12 protein-coding genes are annotated in these 18,048 nt (G+C 49.3%); 5 read left to right on the forward strand and 7 right to left on the reverse strand.

All coding sequences use genetic code 11. From position 1 onward, the window contains the following. Positions 1-95 precede the first annotated feature (95 nt). The 5 genes from C6Y40_RS01045 to phoB form a co-directional block, all read right to left on the reverse strand. A complete protein-coding gene (locus C6Y40_RS01045) occupies positions 96-4,178 on the reverse strand; it encodes a hypothetical protein (RefSeq protein WP_105932920.1) in 4,083 nt (1,360 codons plus the stop codon). 216 nt (positions 4,179-4,394) lie between these two features. Further along, positions 4,395-5,198 carry a prolyl hydroxylase family protein gene (locus C6Y40_RS01050; RefSeq protein ID WP_105932921.1) on the reverse strand — a complete coding sequence of 268 codons (804 nt, stop codon included), beginning with the start codon at positions 5,196-5,198 and terminating at the stop codon, positions 4,395-4,397. Further along, entirely contained in the window at positions 5,198-6,151 is a 954-nt protein-coding gene (locus C6Y40_RS01055; RefSeq protein WP_105932922.1) for a PstS family phosphate ABC transporter substrate-binding protein, read from the reverse strand. Before C6Y40_RS01055 ends, C6Y40_RS01050 begins: the two co-directional genes overlap by 1 nt. 1 nt (position 6,152) lies before the next feature. Beyond that, positions 6,153-7,457, reverse strand: a complete 1,305-nt coding sequence (phoR, locus tag C6Y40_RS01060) for a phosphate regulon sensor histidine kinase PhoR (protein WP_105932923.1) — start codon at positions 7,455-7,457, stop codon at positions 6,153-6,155. A gap of 67 nt (positions 7,458-7,524) precedes the next feature. Beyond that, a complete protein-coding gene (phoB, locus tag C6Y40_RS01065; protein ID WP_105932924.1) occupies positions 7,525-8,214 on the reverse strand; it encodes a phosphate regulon transcriptional regulator PhoB in 690 nt (229 codons plus the stop codon). A gap of 337 nt (positions 8,215-8,551) precedes the next feature. Between phoB and C6Y40_RS01070 the strand changes: the two genes are divergently transcribed. Together C6Y40_RS01070 and rdgC are read left to right on the forward strand one after the other, a co-directional pair. Next, positions 8,552-10,279: a sensor histidine kinase gene (locus tag C6Y40_RS01070; protein ID WP_105932925.1), complete on the forward strand. Its 1,728-nt coding sequence runs from the start codon at positions 8,552-8,554 to the stop codon at positions 10,277-10,279. Between the two features lie 96 nt (positions 10,280-10,375). Then, the gene (gene rdgC / locus C6Y40_RS01075) at positions 10,376-11,284 is read left to right on the forward strand and encodes a recombination-associated protein RdgC (RefSeq protein WP_105932926.1); all 909 of its coding nucleotides are present in this window, start codon (positions 10,376-10,378) and stop codon (positions 11,282-11,284) included. On the opposite strand, the gene C6Y40_RS01080 is transcribed toward rdgC, so the two are convergent. Continuing rightward, the gene (locus C6Y40_RS01080; RefSeq protein ID WP_105932927.1) at positions 11,281-12,516 is read right to left on the reverse strand and encodes a DUF418 domain-containing protein; all 1,236 of its coding nucleotides are present in this window, start codon (positions 12,514-12,516) and stop codon (positions 11,281-11,283) included. The genes rdgC and C6Y40_RS01080 overlap by 4 nt on opposite strands. A gap of 259 nt (positions 12,517-12,775) precedes the next feature. Here C6Y40_RS01080 and C6Y40_RS01085 point away from each other — a divergent pair, with 259 nt between their 5' ends. Beyond that, a complete protein-coding gene (locus tag C6Y40_RS01085; protein ID WP_105932928.1) occupies positions 12,776-13,954 on the forward strand; it encodes a benzoate/H(+) symporter BenE family transporter in 1,179 nt (392 codons plus the stop codon). Between the two features lie 36 nt (positions 13,955-13,990). Here C6Y40_RS01085 and C6Y40_RS01090 read toward each other — a convergent pair whose 3' ends face one another. Beyond that, on the reverse strand, positions 13,991-14,827 hold the full coding sequence (locus tag C6Y40_RS01090) for an HDOD domain-containing protein (protein WP_105932929.1): 837 nt from the start codon (positions 14,825-14,827) through the stop codon (positions 13,991-13,993). Between the two features lie 387 nt (positions 14,828-15,214). Between C6Y40_RS01090 and C6Y40_RS01095 the strand changes: the two genes are divergently transcribed. Continuing rightward, positions 15,215-16,885: a dipeptidyl-peptidase 3 family protein gene (locus C6Y40_RS01095; protein ID WP_105932930.1), complete on the forward strand. Its 1,671-nt coding sequence runs from the start codon at positions 15,215-15,217 to the stop codon at positions 16,883-16,885. A gap of 148 nt (positions 16,886-17,033) precedes the next feature. Further along, on the forward strand, positions 17,034-17,537 hold the full coding sequence (locus C6Y40_RS01100; RefSeq protein WP_105932931.1) for a hypothetical protein: 504 nt from the start codon (positions 17,034-17,036) through the stop codon (positions 17,535-17,537). The last annotated feature ends 511 nt before the right edge of the window (positions 17,538-18,048 follow it).

Consider the following 18,048-nt stretch of genomic DNA (forward strand, 5'->3'; position numbering starts at 1 on the left):
AACTCCATTGGGACTCAAATTTTGCTGGATTTTCAACAGGTCAGGCGCCATACGGCGCCTTCCCTATTTATGACTTACGGTAAGCGCGGTGTGGATTACTCCAGACCGACAGTTACCCATCCTTGCGTCCAGTCGTTGCTAGCGTCCATGGCACCGATGAAGTCGGTATCTTCAAGCAGAGCATTGTCAGTAAAGGTCAGTGAAGTGTCTAACAATACTGAGCCAGCCGCTGGCATGTAACCATTATCAGCCAGACCCAGCTGGTCAGCGGTGGTTACCATGTTAGAGGCATCCGCCAGGAACCAGTCTTCTGCGAATTGGTCACCAAAGTTGCTGCCCGCTTCACACGCTACGATTGAGTCAGCGATTGACAGGTCACCCGCGGTAGCAAGCGCCTGAGACTCATCACCGTTTACACGCAGACAGTTGCTGTAACCGGCAGGTCCGGTGATTACGAAACCGTGCAGAGAGCCAGCAGTACCGGCGCGCAGACGAACACCATTGGTTTGCGCTGCGCCTACAATGGTAACGTTGGCAACAGTCGGGTTAGTCAGTGGCGTAGCCGCCGCATCAAATTCGCTGTTGTCTGATTCAAACGCGTTATCGCCACCAGCAGAGTCCTGCTTAATCAACACGTATTGTGCAGTACCTGTCCAACCGAATGACCAGTCGAAGGAATCATCACCGTTGGCGGTCAGTACCACGTGCTTAACGCTTACGGTACCACCGAAGAACTCGATACCGTCGTCCAGGTTCTGGTGAACCTGAATGTAATCAACAGAAGTACCAGAACCTACACCAGCAAAGCTGATACCGTTCAGTTCGTCACCGTTACCTAAGGTACGGCCCGCGTACTTAACCACAACGTACTGGATAGTGCCTGAATTATCTTCAGGTTGGTTACCACCGAACTGACCTGCGTCACCTTCGGCAGCGACACCACAGTTAGCCAGTTCAGACTCAGTGGCATCACCGGTAGTGTCGCCACAAGAGTTCGCTGGTGCATTACCCAGTAATACCAGACCACCCCATTGGCCAATGCCCGTTTCCTGACCCGTTACGTCTTGTACAGAAGTCATCACAATTGGCGCATCGGCAGTACCCATGGCGCGGATTTTCGAACCGCGACGCACTACCAGGAAGTCTTCACCCTGCTGACCGATTAGCGTAGTGCCTGCATCGATATAAAGGGTGGCAGAGTTCTGGTTATCACCACCAACCGCAGTACGACCGGTTAATACCCAGTGCGCATCGTTAGACAGCGCAACGTCGGCGTTAAATTCAACGTCTTCATCTAACTGATAAACCGGCTTGTCAGTGATTTCCGGGAAGCTTGAAGACACGTCAGTCGCCAGGCCTTGCTCAAAAGCGTTGGTTACCAGAGTCTGGTCCATACCGTAGGCCCAGCCTTCAGTCCAGTCGTTTTCACCGTCGAAGGCACCGATGTAATCGGTTGACGCAAACCAGCTATCATCTTCAACGTCGGCCACGTCTGCACCAGCGCCTAACAGCGCAGAACCTGCACCCGGCATACGGCCCAGCGTACCTAAGTTAAGGTCAGCTGAAGTCAGTACCTGGTTGTTGTCACCCGCAGTAAACCATGACTCAGCGAAAGCATCACCGAAGTTGCTGGCAGCGGCACAAGCAACCACAGAGTTAGCGATTGTCAGTTCACCTGCAGTAGCCAGCGCCTGAGACTCATCACCATTTACGCGTAAACAGTTGCTGTAACCTTCAGGACCAGTAATCGCGAAGTTATACAGTGCGCCAGCAGTACCGGCACGTAAACGCACGCCATTAGTCATTGCTGCACCCTGGATGGTAACGTTAGCTACCGTTGGGTTAGTCAGCGGTGTGGCAGAAGCGTCGAATTCACTGTTGTCAGATTCAAAGGCGTTATCACCACCTTCAGAGTCCTGACGGATATAAACGAACTGTGCTTTACCTGTCCAGCCGAATGACCAGTCAAAAGAATCATCACCGTTGTCAGTCAGTACTACGTAACGAACGTTGACTGAACCACCGAAGAATTCGATACCATCGTCCAGGTTCTGGTGAACCTGAATGTGGTGAACGTTGGTTTGTGAACCCACACCTGCAAAGCTGATACCGTTCAGCTCATCACCGTTACCTAAGGTACGGCCTGCGTGTTTAACCACTACGTACTGGATAGTACCTGAGTTATCTTCCGGGTTGTTGCCGCCGAACTGACCAGCGTCACCTTCAGCTGCGACACCACAGTTAGCCAGCTCGTCTTCAGTAGCGTCACCAGTAGTATCACCGCAAGAGTTAGCTGGTGCATTACCCAGTAATACCAGGCCGCCCCATTGGCCAATGCCAGTTTCCTGACCTGTAACGTCCTGAACAGAAGTCATGGTGATAGGTGAGCCAGGCAGACCCAGTGCTTCAATTTGAGAACCACGACGAACTACCAGGAAGTCTTCGCCCTGCTGTCCGATTATGGTGGTGCCATTTTCGATGTATAAAGTAGCAGAATCTTCGTTATCGCCACCCACCGCGGTACGACCGGTAAGTACCCAGTGCGCATCGTTAGTTAACGTTACATCTGAAGTAAATACCACGTCTTCGTCGATTTGATAAACCGGCTTATCGGTAATTTCAGGGAAGTTAGCAGATACGTCCTGCGCTAAACCTTGATCAAAAGCGTTATCCACATCCGCAGGGAAGCCACCGTTAACACCTGAAGTCCAGCCAGACATCCAGTTATTCGAGCCGTCAAACGCACCGACGTAGTTAGCAGCATCAAAACTGCTGTTCAGAGTGGTTGGATCAGAACCTGAAGTCAGCAATACAGAACCTTGTGCTGGCGTGTAGCCGTCATCGCTAAGGCCAAGCTCAGCAGGAGTCAGTACCTGGTTGCCAGACTGTGAGGCAAACCACTCGGCAGTGGTCATGGTGCCGATAGTGTCGCTACCAAAGTTGTTGCTGGCATCTTCACAGGCAACAATTGAGTTAGTGATAGCCAGTTCACCGTCAGCGGCCAGTTCCTGAGATTCAGAACCGTTAACACGAAGACAGTTTTGGTAACCTGTAGGACCAGTTACTAATACGTTGGTCAGGTAACCCGCAGTACCCGCACGTAAGCGCACACCATTGGTTTGCGCATCACCTACGATTGTTACGTTAGCAATGTTAGGTTGAGTTAATGGCGTGGCAGACGCGTCGAATTCGCTGTTGTCTGCTTCAATGGCGTTATCGCCATTTTCTGTGTTTTGCTGGATGTAAACGAACTGGGCAGAACCTGTCCAGCCAAATGACCAGTCTAAGCTGTCGTCACCGTTATCAGTCAGCACTACGTGTTTAACGTTTACAGTACCACCGAAGAATTCAACACCATCGTCAAGATTCTGGTGAACCTGAATGTAATCGACTTCGGTGCCAGAACCCACACCCGCAAAGCTGATGCCGTTCAGTTCGTCGCCGTTACCCAGGGTACGACCAGCGTGTTTAACTACGATATAACGAAGTACACCTGAGTTATCAGTTGGGTTGTTACCACCGAACTGACCCGCGTCACCTTCTGCAGAAACACCACAGTTATTCAGTTCGTCCTGAGTAGCGTTACCTTCGGTATCACCACAAGAGTTTGCTGGCGCTTTACCCAGCAGTACCAGGCCGCCCCATTGACCGATATCGGTTTCCTGACCGGTAACGTCTTGTACAGACGTAAAGATGATTGGCTCAGCAGCCGTACCTTCGGCCATGATTTGTGAACCACGACGAACAACCAGGAAGTCTTCGCCTTCTTCACCAAAAATAGTCGTGCCGGCTTCGATATTCAGTACAGTTGAATTTTCATCGTCGCCACCTACTGCAACTCGACCATCCAGTACCCAGTGGGCATCTGCAGTCAGCGTAGTTTCATCATTGAACTCTACGTTTTCAGTTAAGCGGTAAACCGGCTTGTCGGTGATTTCAGGAAACTCTGAAGATACATCAGTGGCCAGGCCCTGGTCGAAAGGATTTTCCGCACCAGTTGGGGTAGGCGTAGGCGTCGGGGTTGGGGTTGGTGTAGGGGTTGGTGTGGGTGAAGGGTTATTAATCGTATCACCTTCGTTTACTACATCACCTTCGTTGATATTAATATCTCCACCACAACCTGCAAGAATAAGTGCAGTTGCAATGGCTGACGCTCTGAATGTGTGCTTTATAGCCATCAAATTTCTCCAAGACCACTTTTTTAGACATTATGGGATTGGTCGAGAAGACTACCGGACTTGAATGACACTTTTGTTACACTATTTGACTGTAATAAAAGTTTCTTACTTTTCAGTAGATGATTGTTTTTCAAACACTAGCTCGAAGTAGTAAAACCGGCAGGACTAGCGCTGTTGCAGGCTTACAAGCAATTTCCCGCTGAATTATGACAGTGGTCAGACTGCCTCTCTGAACCACTTGGTGATCACCACTTTTTCACCTTTTATAACAGGGTGGGCATGATGCAGGGTGTTGGCATTAGGCCGCCCGTCTGGCACTAAATTGTTCCAGATCACCGCCGTACCAGGGCGAGGTGTTAACGACTTACCCAGTTTAACAAACTCAGTTTCGCCCCCCGCCTCAACTTCGTTTAGGTACACCATGCATGTCCAGGTACGCTGCCCCAGCTGACTGGCAAACTGGCGGTATTCACTGGTACCGGGTTCAAAATAATCGGTATGGGCTTTAAATTGCTGGCCAGGCGCATAATGCTGGGCCTGAATTGGCTCGTTGTTGCCTTTGGCAAAACCAAAATAATCAATAATATGTGCAGAGACCTGATTAGCGATTTCACTGTCCAGGCTTACCAAGTCACAGGTGCTCGAGGTTCTGAAGGCGGTATCTGCCTCAGTGCTGGCTGTGGTAATAGTGGATGGCCTGAGATGCTGTTTACTCAGCGCCACGATGCTTTCACAGGTCGGCAACGCCAGAAAATCCTTCACCGCATACAACTGTGCCCGTTCGGATTCTATTATCTGTACGTTGTCGGGCAGCTCCTTTGCTATAAATTTCGGCAGGGGGTAACGCGCAGCGAATTGCCGGGCCAGTGACTGTTGCTGTGCGGGAGGCAGGTTATTTCCCAACAGCGCCACAATTTCAGCATGGGCAAACCCCTCGCCCAGTAATGTAGTATAAAGCTGCGTTACCGGCACATTGCGTAACAGATTGGTTAGTACCCACTGCTTCCATCGCGTCTGCATTAGTAAGCTCCCGCTCCACGGATAATTCGCATCTGACGTTTCAGCATATCTTCACGAATAGGAAAGTAGCCATCCCGCGCTACTTGCTGCTGGCCACGCTGGGACAGCACATATCGCAAAAACTCACTCTCCAGTTTGGGCAGTGGCTCGCCAGGGGCTTTATTTACCACCAGATACAAAAACCGGCTGAAAGGGTAAGTTTCATTTTGTACGGTTTCGCTGGTCAGCGGCACCAGGTTATCTGCGCTATGCCCTAACGGCAGCGCTTTCACGCCGGCAGTCTTGTACCCGTAAGCGGCATATCCCATACCGCCTTTACTGGACGCAACAGATAATACTACCGAGGCAGAGCCCGGCTGCTCATTCACCGATTTGGTAAAGTCGCCGTCGCATAACGCCATAATTTTAAACAGGCCGTAGGTACCCGATACCGAGTTTCGGCTGAATAACCTTATGGGTGCCGAATCGCCATAATCACTGATCCCCAGCTGCGACCATTTGGTAATGCGCTCCTGGGCGCCGCAATAACGGGTAACGGAAAAAATCGCATCTACCTGCTGCAAGGTTAATCCTTCGAGTGGATTGCGGTGTTCCACAAAAATAGCAATGGCATCGATGGCCACCTTGATCACCGTAGGCGGGTAACCATGAGCCTGAATAAACGCGCGCCGCTCACTGGGCTTTAAATCCCGGCTCATAGGGCCAATGGTCGCGGTACCTTCGGTAAGGGCCGGTGGCGCAGTAGAAGAACCCGACGCCTGGATCTGGAAGGTCACATCCGGGTAAAGGGTTTTAAATTCCTGGGACCACAGGGTCATTAAGTTAGCCAGGGTATCAGAGCCCACAGAGGTAATATTGCCTGCCACACCGGGCTTGCGCTCGTAGCCGGTTTCACTGGCTACAGCACTTACGGAAACTCCGATAAGCAGTAACAGAAAAGCAAACTTGTGCATATTACTCCTGGCTGGCAATCATCTCGGCATCAAATTCAAAAAAGAATTCGCTGCCCTCGCCTACCCGACTGGTGATTTGAAGTTTTGAATTATGATGATTCAGCACGTGTTTTACAATGGATAAGCCCAGCCCCGAGCCGCCGGTTTTTCGTGAGCGTGCTTTATCCACCCGGTAAAAACGTTCGGTCAGTCGCGATAGATGGCGCTGCTCTATACCATCACCGTTATCTTTTACGGCAAACCGCACACCGGCTTTGGTCACCGACCAGTACACGTCAATATTGCCACCTTCCGGTGTGTAGTTGATGGCGTTAAAAATCAGGTTGGAACAGGCGCTGCGCAGTTCTGTTTCAATACCGTAAATGCGCACCCCGGGGGTTAAGTGAAACTCAATGTTGTGATGCTTGTCTTTATTCAGCGCATCGGCTTCGATTTTCACCTGATTAAGCATCGCCGCCATATCCACCGTGTTTTCATACACGCGCTCAGAGCTCGCTTCAATTCTGGATAGCACCAGTAAGTCTTCAATCAGACTCTGCATACGCTGGGTCTGGGTACTCATTTCAAGATAAGCTTTTTTCACAAACGGATTAAGCTGTTCATCGGCATCCGGCAGTATTTCAAGATAGCCATTAATTACCGTTAGCGGCGTTCGCAATTCATGAGAAACGTTAGCGACAAAGTCCTTGCGCATTTCCTCAAGCTGGCTCAGACGCGTGACATCCCGGGCAATCAGCAACAAGTGCTCTTCACCATAGGGCATGATCCGGTACTCGAAAGATTTTAACGGGTTAAGAGGGGATGGCACTTCAATCGGAAAGTGGTATTTACCGGCATGAAAATACTCAATAAATTCAGGATGGCGGATCAGATTATCCAGTCGCCGCCCCGCATCAGACGGCCAGCGCAAGCCCAGCTCCAGACGGGCCAGGCGGTTGCACCAGATAATACAGGCTTTGGAATCCACCACCACCGCAGCATCGGGCAAAGCTTCAGAGCCTTCGCGGAACCGTTTTACCAGCGCGCCCAACTCTTTGCGTTTGTTACGGTTACGCCGCTGCAGGTAGTAAATCCCTTCGTAGATATGTTCCCATAATCCACTGACCGACGGTGGCGACATCTTACGGCTGTGCCACAACCAGCGGTTTAATTTGAATAACTGCCAGTAATTAACCAGCAATAAACCCGTGGCGCCCATAGCCACAGCCAGCAGCATGTCTTCCACGTACCAGCCGATAATCGCAAAGAAGATAAGAAACAGGACGAGTCGCGCAACTGACTTTATCCACGAAAAGGGGTAATACATCCCGGTTGTTCCTTTCTTGCGCGCTGACGATGGGGCAGACTATACCTACCCCAAAGATGAAATCAAATTAAAGCTTAGTCGAAAAGCGGTAACCTGCACCTCTGACCGTTTGGATCATGGCGTCGTGTCCCTGACCACCAATGGCTTTGCGTAAACGGCGAATATGCACGTCCACCGTGCGATCTTCCACGTAGACGTTGGTGCCCCAAACATTGTCGAGCAATTGTTCACGGCTATACACCCGCTCAGGATGCGTCATGAAAAAGTGCAATAACTTGTATTCTGTAGGGCCCATATCCAGCGCTTCGTCATTGGCCATTACCCGATGCGAGATAGGCTCTAACTTAAGACCATTAAATTCAATAGGTTGCTCATTTGAAGTGGGTGTAACGCGGCGCATCACTGCCTTTATACGAGCCACCAGCTCCTTGGGCGAAAACGGTTTGGTAATGTAATCGTCCGCACCAGCATCCAGGCCACGGATTTTATCGTCTTCCTCGCCGCGAGCAGTCAGCATGATGACCGGAATATCCCGGGTAAATTCATGTTGCTTCAGGCTTTTGGCCAGTTGAACGCCGCTACCACCAGGTAGCATCCAGTCCAACAAAATTAAATCAGGATAAGGTTCTACCAACTTTTGTTGCGCGATATCGTAATCTTCTGCTTCGATAGTCTCAAATCCCGACTGTTCCAGCACAAAAGATAGCATGTCGCGAATAGGCGCTTCATCCTCTACCAACAAGACTCTTCTTGACATAGATTTTTTCCAGCTCATAACAAAACGCCGCTATTATTATCAGGGAGTGTGACAATTTTATTAAACGATTACATTTATATGTCAAGTTTGTGACTGCGATTACCTGATTTATTGGGATGATTGCATAAATAAATATGCCCGAAAACTTACCGGGAACAATAAATAGTAGCGAAAATGTAAAGATGATTTGAATATAAAAAAGCATGGCGTAGTATGAAGGCGATTTAGTCATTGCGCTAATTATCAGGAACTCGAGCTAAGAACTTGTCTATTCAGCAATTAACACATATTCTTGAAAGAGTTCAAAAACTCATCAGTAATATTAGATAGGTATCAGATGGCGTCGGTTCAGACAGGGTTGTCGAGAAAGCTACTAACACGCGTTTTGTCGGTATACTTTTTTCTGACTTTCATTGTGACCATTGGCCAAATTTTTACTGAGTATCTCAGCACCAAAAGCCACATTGAATCTGAACTCCAGACCCTGAAAAATACCTTCTCCACCAGTCTTACCCGGGCCATATGGGAAGTAAACATTCCTCAGGCACAATCGATTGCCGAAGGACTCATGGAGTTACCCATTGTTACCGGTGTTCAAATTCGCGATGAGAATGGCGATTACATCGCTGATTTAGGCGTGACCATTGCACAAATTCGCGCGCCCTTCACCAGCGGCGAACTCGAAGATCATGACGGCGGCCTGTTCAGTTACAGCTTTCCGTTGATTTTTGAATTCTCCAACCGTGCTTCCACCGTGGGCGATGTCACTCTGTATTCTAACTTCGATATTATTTTTGGCCGTATCGAAGTGGGGATTTTCTTTTTAATCGGCAATGCGATTGTTAAAACCGCTTTTCTGGTATTTTTGTTTATGACCGCTTTCCGTCGCATGCTGTCGGATCCGTTGATGGAAGTGACGCAGAAAATGAGTGCGTTCAATCCGGATAACCCGGAGCAATCAAAAATCTACCTGACCCTCGATGACGAAAACGAACTACGCCTGCTGCAGTATTCTTACAACCAGGTAATCGATGATCTGATTGTCTCCCAGCAACAGTTGAAAAACACGCAAAGTGAGCTGCAACGGGTGAATAAAAAGCTCGACGACCAGAACCTGTTGCTGGAACAGGAAGTGGCTAAGAAAACCGCTTCGCTGAGTCAGATCATGCTGGATTTGGAACGCCAGAAAGACGAACTCATTGCTAAACAACGCGAACTTCGCCAGGAAAACGAAAACCGTCAGTACGTCGAAAACGTGCTGCGGGAAAAGAATAAAGAACTTGCCCAGTCTATGGAAAATCTTAAACTGGCTCAGGATCAACTGCTTGAGTCTGAACGGATGGCCTCGCTGGGTGGCCTGGTAGCCGGTATTGCCCACGACGTGAATACGCCACTGGGCGTTGGAGTAACCGCCGCCAGCTTTCTTAATGAACGCCTGGCTGAGGTACGCAAAAACTATGCGGATAAATCCCTCACCAATAAAACCATGGCGTCGTTTTTGGATGAAGCGGAACAAACGACTAATCTGCTGATGGCTAATTTAAACCGCGCATCGGACCTGATCACCAGCTTCAAGCAAGTTGCGGTAGACCAAACCAGTGAAGCAGAACGGGTGTTTAACCTGAACAATTACCTGCATGAGATTTTACAATCCCTTGGCCCGTCCTTTAAGCACACACGGCACGAGGTCAATGTACAGTGCCCCGATGACCTGTACATTCGCTCGGTGCCCGGCATCATAGCCCAGATCATCACCAATATGATTATGAATTCCATTATTCATGGCTTTGAGAACAAGGCCGATGGTCACATTGATATTGCCGTACAACAAGATGGTGAAGACGTCTTGCTGACCTACCAGGACGATGGCTGCGGCATCCCGGCCGATCAGCTAGGCCAACTCTTTGATGCGTTCTTTACTACTAAACGTGGTCAGGGCGGTAGTGGTCTGGGCACTCATATAATGTACAACTTGGTAACCCAGGCGCTCGACGGCAATATCGAAGCCAGCAGTGAGCCCGGCCAGGGCCTGCGCTACGAAATCCGCTTCCCGGCCCGAACCTGATACACATTCTGCGGCCGGCAAAATCACCTGCAGTAGTTGCGCAGTTACCAGCGCGCTGCTAACCTTTCGGCCTTTTCAAAATGACAGATCTTCTTTATGTGGTTTAAGAATATAAAAGCCTACCGGCTCACCCAGCCGCTGGCCCTCAATGATGATGAGTTACAAACGGCGTTAAATGAACTCGCCTTTCGCCCCTGTGGCAGCCAGGAAAGTGCCACCATGGGCTTTGTCTCACCGTTACACGATGCCGGCCAGAACACCCTGCTATTCCACCAGACGCAGTTGCGTTACTGGATCACGCTGAAGAAGCAGGAACGTTTACTGCCTTCTTCCGTAATTAATTCTGAGCTGGCCGACAAAGTTGCTCAAATTGAGGCAGAAACCGGCTCACCAGTAGGTAAAAAAGCCCAATCGGATCTAAAGCAGGAAATCATTACCCGCCTGTTACCCCAAGCCTTTGTAAAAAATTCTTATACCAACGGTTTTATCTCAATTGCTGATAATTTAGTGATTGTCGATGCCAGCGCCGACGGCAAAGCCGAAGCGTTTCTGGCCATGGTCCGTAAGGCCCTGGGTTCTTTGCCGGTAGTTCCTTTGGTTCGTCACAGCCTGCAAAGTGAACTGACTCACTGGTTAACCGATAAGCCACCCGCCAAAATTGAGTTACTGGAAGAAGCGGAGTTTAAATCTACCGATGAAGTAGGTAGCGTTATTCGCTGTAAAAATCAGCCGCTGGACAGCGAAGAAATTCAGCTCCACCTGGATGCCGGTAAACTGGTACAAAAAGTGGCTTTCGATTTCGACGAAACGTTGGAAGCGGTCATTCAGGAAGACGGCTCGGTAAAACGGATTAAGTTTACCGACCGGATCAAAGAAGAAACTCAGGATATTCCTAAGGATCAGGTAGCAGCTCGCTTAGACGCTGAGTTCAGCCTGATGTCTGCAGAGATGTGTGCCTTTGTTAATTTCCTGAGCGAAGCGCTGGACCTCGATAAAGACAGTTAAGCAGCCTGCCTGGCCCTTCGCTGCAGCACTGGTTGCCAGCGGCGTTGGGTCAGGTTACGCCATACTCGCTCCATAGGCCCGCTACTGAAGCGGCTCAGCCACCAGCGTGAGAAACCCAGTTGCACAGCCCATATAGCTATTACGATCAGGGTAAGTGAACTACGCTGTAATTCACCAAATAAACCCAGCCCCCAGCCATAAAAAATGGCACAACAAAGCACCGTTTGCAGCAGATAATTAGACAGCGCCATCTGCCCTACCGGCGCCAGATAGTTTACCACCGCTCCTTGCCAGTTATTGCCGGCCACTTTCACCAGCCACATCACCAGACACACATATCCCCAGGCTAAAACCAGTGCGCCCCAGTAATTGGGAAACCGGTAGACGGTCGTAAATTCAGGTATCACCACACCATTTTGTTTACTCAGCAAAGCCCCCGCCCCACATATCAAAGCGCCGATAATGACGCCCAGTATGCCATTTAGCCGGTAAAATTTAAGTGACCGGCTCGCTGTTACAATACCGAGCTTGTACAGCGCCATGCCTATCAGCATTAAGCCGCACATGCGAAACTCCACGGCGATCAGTGCATTGACGTGAAAATCCAACGTGGTATCAACCCGCATCGACGCTCTTTGCCACCAATTGCCCTGATAGGCGGCTATTTCTTGCTGGAGCTTTGCCAATGGCGGGCTAATACTGTGAATAACCTCCAGTTGCTCGGCGTCAGACATGCCTCCCCATGAGTAATACACCAGTAATAACAACAGCATCAGAATACTTTGCAGGAATAAGCCAAAGCTGAGTAGCTTTTTCACCGACCAGTTTCTGCACTTAAATATCAGCATGCCGCCAATAGCGTAGGTCACCAGAATATCTCCCCACCACAAACCATAGGCATGCAATAAGCCAATCAGCAGCAACCAGAACATCCGACGATAGTGCACCTGCTTAGCATTGATGGGATCAGGCTGGCGCTCTGCCATCATGGCAATACCTGCGCCGAATAAAGCGGCAAACAATGCGTAAAACTTTTCTGCGAAGAACATCTCCACCAGGAACCACTGCCACTCGTTTACGGCGCTTAACGGCCCCAGCGCGAAAGGGTTATCATAAAGCGCCCGGGGAAACGCAAAAGCAATAATGTTCATCATCAGAATGCCGAGCAGGGCAACGCCGCGTAGCGCATCAAGGCTTATAATGCGGGTGGCTGGTGATATCTGCAGACTCATTGCTTGTCCTTAAGCATTGGCGGTTTCCTTTAGGTTTGATTGGAATTTGTTGGCATTTAGCTGTTGCCTGTGGCGACAGTATACATCAATCCAACACAGTAAACCCTGCACCAACGAATAGAAACGACTGTTGAGCACCGCTTCACAAGGATGATTAATAACGGCCCACCAATTGTGCGCTATAACGCACAATGCTATATTAACCTCAAGCGTACGTTATAACGCACATTCAGAGTTTTATACACAGGTAAATTTGGCCATGAACCACAATCACTCGCTTCAGCTTAGTCACGTAGCCGCCGGCTCCAGTTCTGTCATTGTAGGTTACAGTAGTTCGGTGGTAATAGTGATTGAAGCGGCCAGACAGGCCGGCACCAGCGAATCTCAACTGATAAGCTGGTTACTGGTGCTCGGTCTGGCAATGGGCCTGAGCACTCTGTTTTTTTCGTGGCGTTTTAAAATGCCGGTAATTACAGCATGGTCGACGCCCGGCGCAGTTTTTTTAATTTCTACCGCAGGTGATTTCTCACTGGCTGAGATTACCGGTGCCTTTTTATTTGCCGGGCTCCTTAGCCTTTTGGCAGCACGCAGTCGTTTACTGATGCGCGGTATTGAACGAATTCCCCCGGCACTATCCGCCGCTATGCTGGCAGGGATCTTATTGCCCTACTGTCTGGGTGTGTTTACCAGCGCTCAGGACTATCCTTTGCTGAGTATGCTGTTTATTCTGATTTATCTGCTTGGCAGTCGCTGGTTTCCCCGTTACCTGATGCTGGTTTTACTGGTGGTTGCAGCGTTGGCCGCACTGATGCTAACCGGCACCAGCAGCAAGCCTATCCGCTTTGCGCTGCCGATCCTTGAGTGGGTTATGCCTGCTTTCAATGGCGCCGCACTTATCAGTATTGGTCTACCGCTTTTTCTCATTACTACCTTGTCGCAAAACCTGCCGGGGATCAGTATTCAACACAGCCATGGCTATAAGCCAGACAACCGGTTTGTATTAACGGGCATAGCTATGGTGCAGCTGTTCAGTGCCCCGTTTGGCGGTTTCATGATTAACCTGGCGGCGATAACCGCTGCTATTTGCATGGCCGACAATGTGGATGAAAACCCGGCCAAGCGCTACCTGGCTGGCGTAGTGGCCGGGGTTGGCTATTGTCTTGCCGGCCTGTTTGCCGTCACCATCACTTTGATTTTTACTCAGATGCCACAGGTGGTAACCAGCTTACTGGCAGGCATTGCACTGTTATCCACCCTACAATCGAGTTTGTTGCGCAGTTTACAGGATGCGCCATTCAGGCAGGGTGCAATACTAACCTTGCTGTGCAGTGCATCAGGATTAAGCCTCGCGGGAATCAGCGCACCGGTCTGGGGGCTGCTTGCGGGAGTAGTAACGCTTTGGCTGCATCCTCAATGGAAACAGCCGGTAAAGCCATAAAACTATAAACGGGGCCGTTAAACGGGCCCCGGGGGATCAGGCAAAGATTTGTTTAGCCGCAGCCCGCATTTCAGCAAAATCGTCAGACAGCAGTGAGTTTACATCTTCCACCACACCACGCTGAATGGCCAGGTTAAGCACTGCGTCTTTCTTACTGTTGATTTGGCCCGCTAATGCCGCGCCGACTCTCACAAAGTCGATGTAGCCTAGCTTTTCAGGAATGTAAGCCAGATCGTGCCAGCGCTCAGCCACCACTACGAAATCTTCGCCGAATTCCCAGCTTCGCATAATGCTGCCGCCTACTTTAGGGGCCAGCTTGTCGATGGCATCGTTGAGGAAGCTAGGGCTGGCAAACACCTCAGTGTGACGCTCTGCCTCAGTTAAAATTGGCAAAACGCCAATACTATGGATTAAAGCCATTAACGTCATGGTATCAATGGTGAAATCGCGCTTCTTGGTTCTCGCCGTGTACATTTGTAATGCCGCCATCGAATTGGCAACTACGTCAACGGTGTTTGCCCATTCTTTTTTCATGTACTCACCAACCAGCTCGTTTTTTGAAACGAACAGTTGTTCCATTGCCAGCGCCGTTGCAATGTTTTTGATTTGTCTCAGGCCTATGCGGGTAACGGCCTGCGAGATGGAGGTTACTTTTACCGCTCGCCCCATGTAGGCACTGTTAGAAATTTTGATCATCCTCGCACTCAGCGATGGATCCTGGCCAATCACCTCACCCATATCCTGTAAGTTGATATCCGGATCGTCTGCGGCTTTGCGTACTTTTAACGCCACAGCGGGTAACGTTGGCAGCACCAACGTATCGTTTTTAATCTTTTCAACCAGAATGGTGAGTAGCGCATTTTGTGTAGACATATTCCTACCTTTGTCGATGGTCAGTGTGTTCTCGCATCCGTTGCGGTTAACAGTAACGGAGCGCGCTGCCTGTTATATTGTTGAAAATCAATGTTTGTTGCTGTTGTATAACCATAACATAGCTTAAATTTCTGTCATGCGACCAGTCCGGATAAAGAAAAAATGACATTCAGGGAATTTTCGTGCAGTCGGCAAAAGAAATTTGTTGCTTATCTGAGTATAGCATCTGCTTTACGGCTTGGTTATGCTAGGGAGAGTTTCTGCTTTTCACCGCCCGGGCTGCTATTTAAAAATGTCCTCCGGAATCAAAGGTAGCGGTAAAATCAGTTTCACGGATAAAAATGCTAAACAATAACAACAACTTTTATAAACGACGGACGAATTAATATGCGCAAAGCACTGCAAAAAACATTTGCCCTCACTGCTCTGGCCAGTTCACTTCTTTTCGCTGGCTGTTCAGAGCCACAGTCACCGCAATCAACAAACCAGGCAACGGCGCCCGAATTGCTGGTTGATGACAGTCGTCTGGGGATCTATCACCAGGTCCCGCTAACGGCTGATTTATCTCACTTGAGTGATAATCAAAAACAAATGCTCAGCAAGCTGATAGACGCCTCTGAAATCATGGACGACCTGTTCTGGAAGCAGGCCTTTTTTGGCGATAAAAAAGCATTTCTGCAGCAGTTTAGCGATGAGGAACTCAAAGCTTTTGCGGCCATTAACTATGGCCCCTGGGACCGCTTAAACGGTGATGCGCCGTACCTGAGTGGCTACGGCGAAAAAGCCGCCGGCGCTGAGTTTTACCCTCAGGACATGACCAAAGCAGAGTTCGCAGCGGCCGAATTTGCCGATAAAGATGGCCTCTACTCGGTGGTCGAACGCACTGAAAACGGCGATTTAACTGCCACGCCCTATTCTGAGAAATATCAGGCAGAACTGACAAAAGCCGCAGCTTTACTCAAAGAGGCATCTGAACTGGCAGATAATGAGACCTTCGCAAACTACCTGAAACTGCGTGCCGAAGCCTTACTGAACGACGATTACTACGCATCGGACATGGCCTGGATGGATATGAAAACCAACCCTATTGAGCTGGTGATTGGCCCCATCGAAACCTATGAAGACCAACTCTATGGCTATCGCGCCGCCTTTGAATCTTATGTACTAATCAAAGATATGGCGTGGAGCGAGCGATTAGCAAAATATGCTCAATTCCTACCTGAGCTGCAACAAGGATTGCCGGTTGACGAGGCCTACAAACAGGAAACACCCGGATCGGATGCCGATCTTAATGCTTATGATGTGATTTATTATGCCGGGCACTCAAATGCCGGTAGCAAAACCATCGCCATCAACCTGCCCAACGATGAGCGGGTTCAGCTTGCTAAAGGCACCCGCCGCCTGCAGCTGAAAAATGCGATGCAGGCCAAGTTTGATCATATTCTTAAGCCCATTTCAGAGGTCCTAATTGCCCCTGAACAACGCGAACATATTACCTTTAACGCCTTTTTTGCCAACACCATGTTCCACGAGGTGGCCCATGGTCTGGGGATCAAAAACACTATCACCGATAAAGGCACCGTTCGGGCTGCACTTAAAGAGCACGCCTCGGCACTGGAAGAAGGTAAAGCCGATATTCTGGGTCTGTACATGGTTCAAAGCCTGTTGGAAAAAGGTGAAATAACCGAGGGCATCCTGGAAGATTATTACGTTACCTTTATGGCGGGGATCTTCCGTTCAGTGCGCTTTGGTGCATCCAGTGCCCACGGCAAGGCCAATATGATTCGGTTTAACTATTTCGCCACCATGGGCGCTTTTGACCGCAATGAAGACGGCCTGTACAGCGTAAATATGGATAAAATGTCGGAAGCGGTTTCTTCCTTATCGGAGCTTATCCTTACTCTGCAAGGCAATGGCGATTACGATGGCGTAGCTGAGCTGGTTGCGGATAAAGGTATTATTAAGCCTCAACTGGAAGCCGATCTGGCCCGATTAAAAGCGGCCAGTATCCCGGTTGATATTGTGTTTAAGCAAGGTAAATCACAACTCGGTTTATAAGAAAAAACCTGGCACTTATATTCATCCCGGTAGTTGTAAATCTACCGGGGTGATATATCGTCCGCGTTCAGGCAGACAAGGAACACAGTCTGCTATTTAACATCTGGCCTGATCATTCGGGCAGTTTTCATCTGACAAGGAGTTCTGTATGAAACAAATCGTTGCGCTATTTCTACTCGCAATGTCGCTTTATTATATCTATTTAGTGCAAGTTGTCCGGGAGGCCGTTCGGGTTTTGCAAACCGGTAGCCTGGAAGGCAAAGAAATTATTCTGCTGGCGGTAACCATTTATTTAGGTGTTAAATGCTGGCGACAAAGGCGGTCGTACCAGGTTATCGGTATGGCTGATGACTTTACACCGGCACTTAAAACTGCATTAACGCATAACCAGCTGAATTATTGCGAACAACCCGGAATCATCAAAGTGCCAGCCCTACCCGGAGCCATTGGTTATCAATCCAAGGATTCTAAAAAAGAAACTCTGTTTAATTTTAAGGGCAGTTTTTCAGCTACGACAATCATTAACGTTATTCAACAGCTCGAACAGTACTTCACGACACACCCTTTCACCATTAATAAAAAATCAGCATATGAAATGTGCGGATTGGGCATGATATCACTGACTATTTCACTTGCTTTGCTGTTCTACTGACTATAAAACGGCCTGGAATATCGACCTGGAGTATCCGCAGGTGACGCTAGTTCAAAACTGGTATGAAGGGTAGATTCAAATAAGACAGTTTTTGGAAGTTGAATGCCTGAACAGGTGTGCTTTTACAGCCTACGATTGCACGATGGAGATCCCGGATAAGTACTACGTACTTTCCGGGATGACAGGATGTTTTGTGGTCCCAAAAATCATCGTCATACCGGCCCACGAGCCGGTATCTTCTGATAAGGCTATTGACTGATAAACAACCTGCTTTTTATTTGGTTCTTTGTATTGCGAAATACTGAGGCCGGGCAGATTAAGTAAAAGCGTAGAGGCGTCATGGATGACGGCTCCGGCCAGTGCGGGCAGGACGCCCGCTCTGGCCGATAGGTTTTACCTGCCCGGTCTCAGTATGCTACTTCGCGATTAAAGAACTGGGGGTGTCCAGAGGGGAGCCACCTCCCCTCTGGGTGCAGTCGGCACCCCGACAAAATGTGGAGAAATGAATGGT

This window comes from Marisediminitalea alba, assembly GCF_002993365.1.
GTDB lineage: Bacteria > Pseudomonadota > Gammaproteobacteria > Enterobacterales > Alteromonadaceae > Alteromonas > Alteromonas alba.

Excerpts from the sequence above, each read along its gene's own strand:
- C6Y40_RS01090 (WP_105932929.1), bottom strand. The coding sequence starts at position 14,827 with ATGTCTACACAAAATGCGCTACTCACCATTCTGGTTGAAAAGATTAAA.
- C6Y40_RS01070 (WP_105932925.1), top strand. The coding sequence starts at position 8,552 with ATGGCGTCGGTTCAGACAGGGTTGTCGAGAAAGCTACTAACACGCGTT.
- rdgC (WP_105932926.1), top strand. The coding sequence starts at position 10,376 with ATGTGGTTTAAGAATATAAAAGCCTACCGGCTCACCCAGCCGCTGGCC.
- phoB (WP_105932924.1), bottom strand. The coding sequence starts at position 8,214 with ATGTCAAGAAGAGTCTTGTTGGTAGAGGATGAAGCGCCTATTCGCGAC.
- C6Y40_RS01085 (WP_105932928.1), top strand. The coding sequence starts at position 12,776 with ATGAACCACAATCACTCGCTTCAGCTTAGTCACGTAGCCGCCGGCTCC.
- C6Y40_RS01095 (WP_105932930.1), top strand. The coding sequence starts at position 15,215 with ATGCGCAAAGCACTGCAAAAAACATTTGCCCTCACTGCTCTGGCCAGT.
- C6Y40_RS01080 (WP_105932927.1), bottom strand. The coding sequence starts at position 12,516 with ATGAGTCTGCAGATATCACCAGCCACCCGCATTATAAGCCTTGATGCG.
- phoR (WP_105932923.1), bottom strand. The coding sequence starts at position 7,457 with ATGTATTACCCCTTTTCGTGGATAAAGTCAGTTGCGCGACTCGTCCTG.
- C6Y40_RS01055 (WP_105932922.1), bottom strand. The coding sequence starts at position 6,151 with ATGCACAAGTTTGCTTTTCTGTTACTGCTTATCGGAGTTTCCGTAAGT.
- C6Y40_RS01045 (WP_105932920.1), bottom strand. The coding sequence starts at position 4,178 with ATGGCTATAAAGCACACATTCAGAGCGTCAGCCATTGCAACTGCACTT.
- C6Y40_RS01100 (WP_105932931.1), top strand. The coding sequence starts at position 17,034 with ATGAAACAAATCGTTGCGCTATTTCTACTCGCAATGTCGCTTTATTAT.
- C6Y40_RS01050 (WP_105932921.1), bottom strand. The coding sequence starts at position 5,198 with ATGCAGACGCGATGGAAGCAGTGGGTACTAACCAATCTGTTACGCAAT.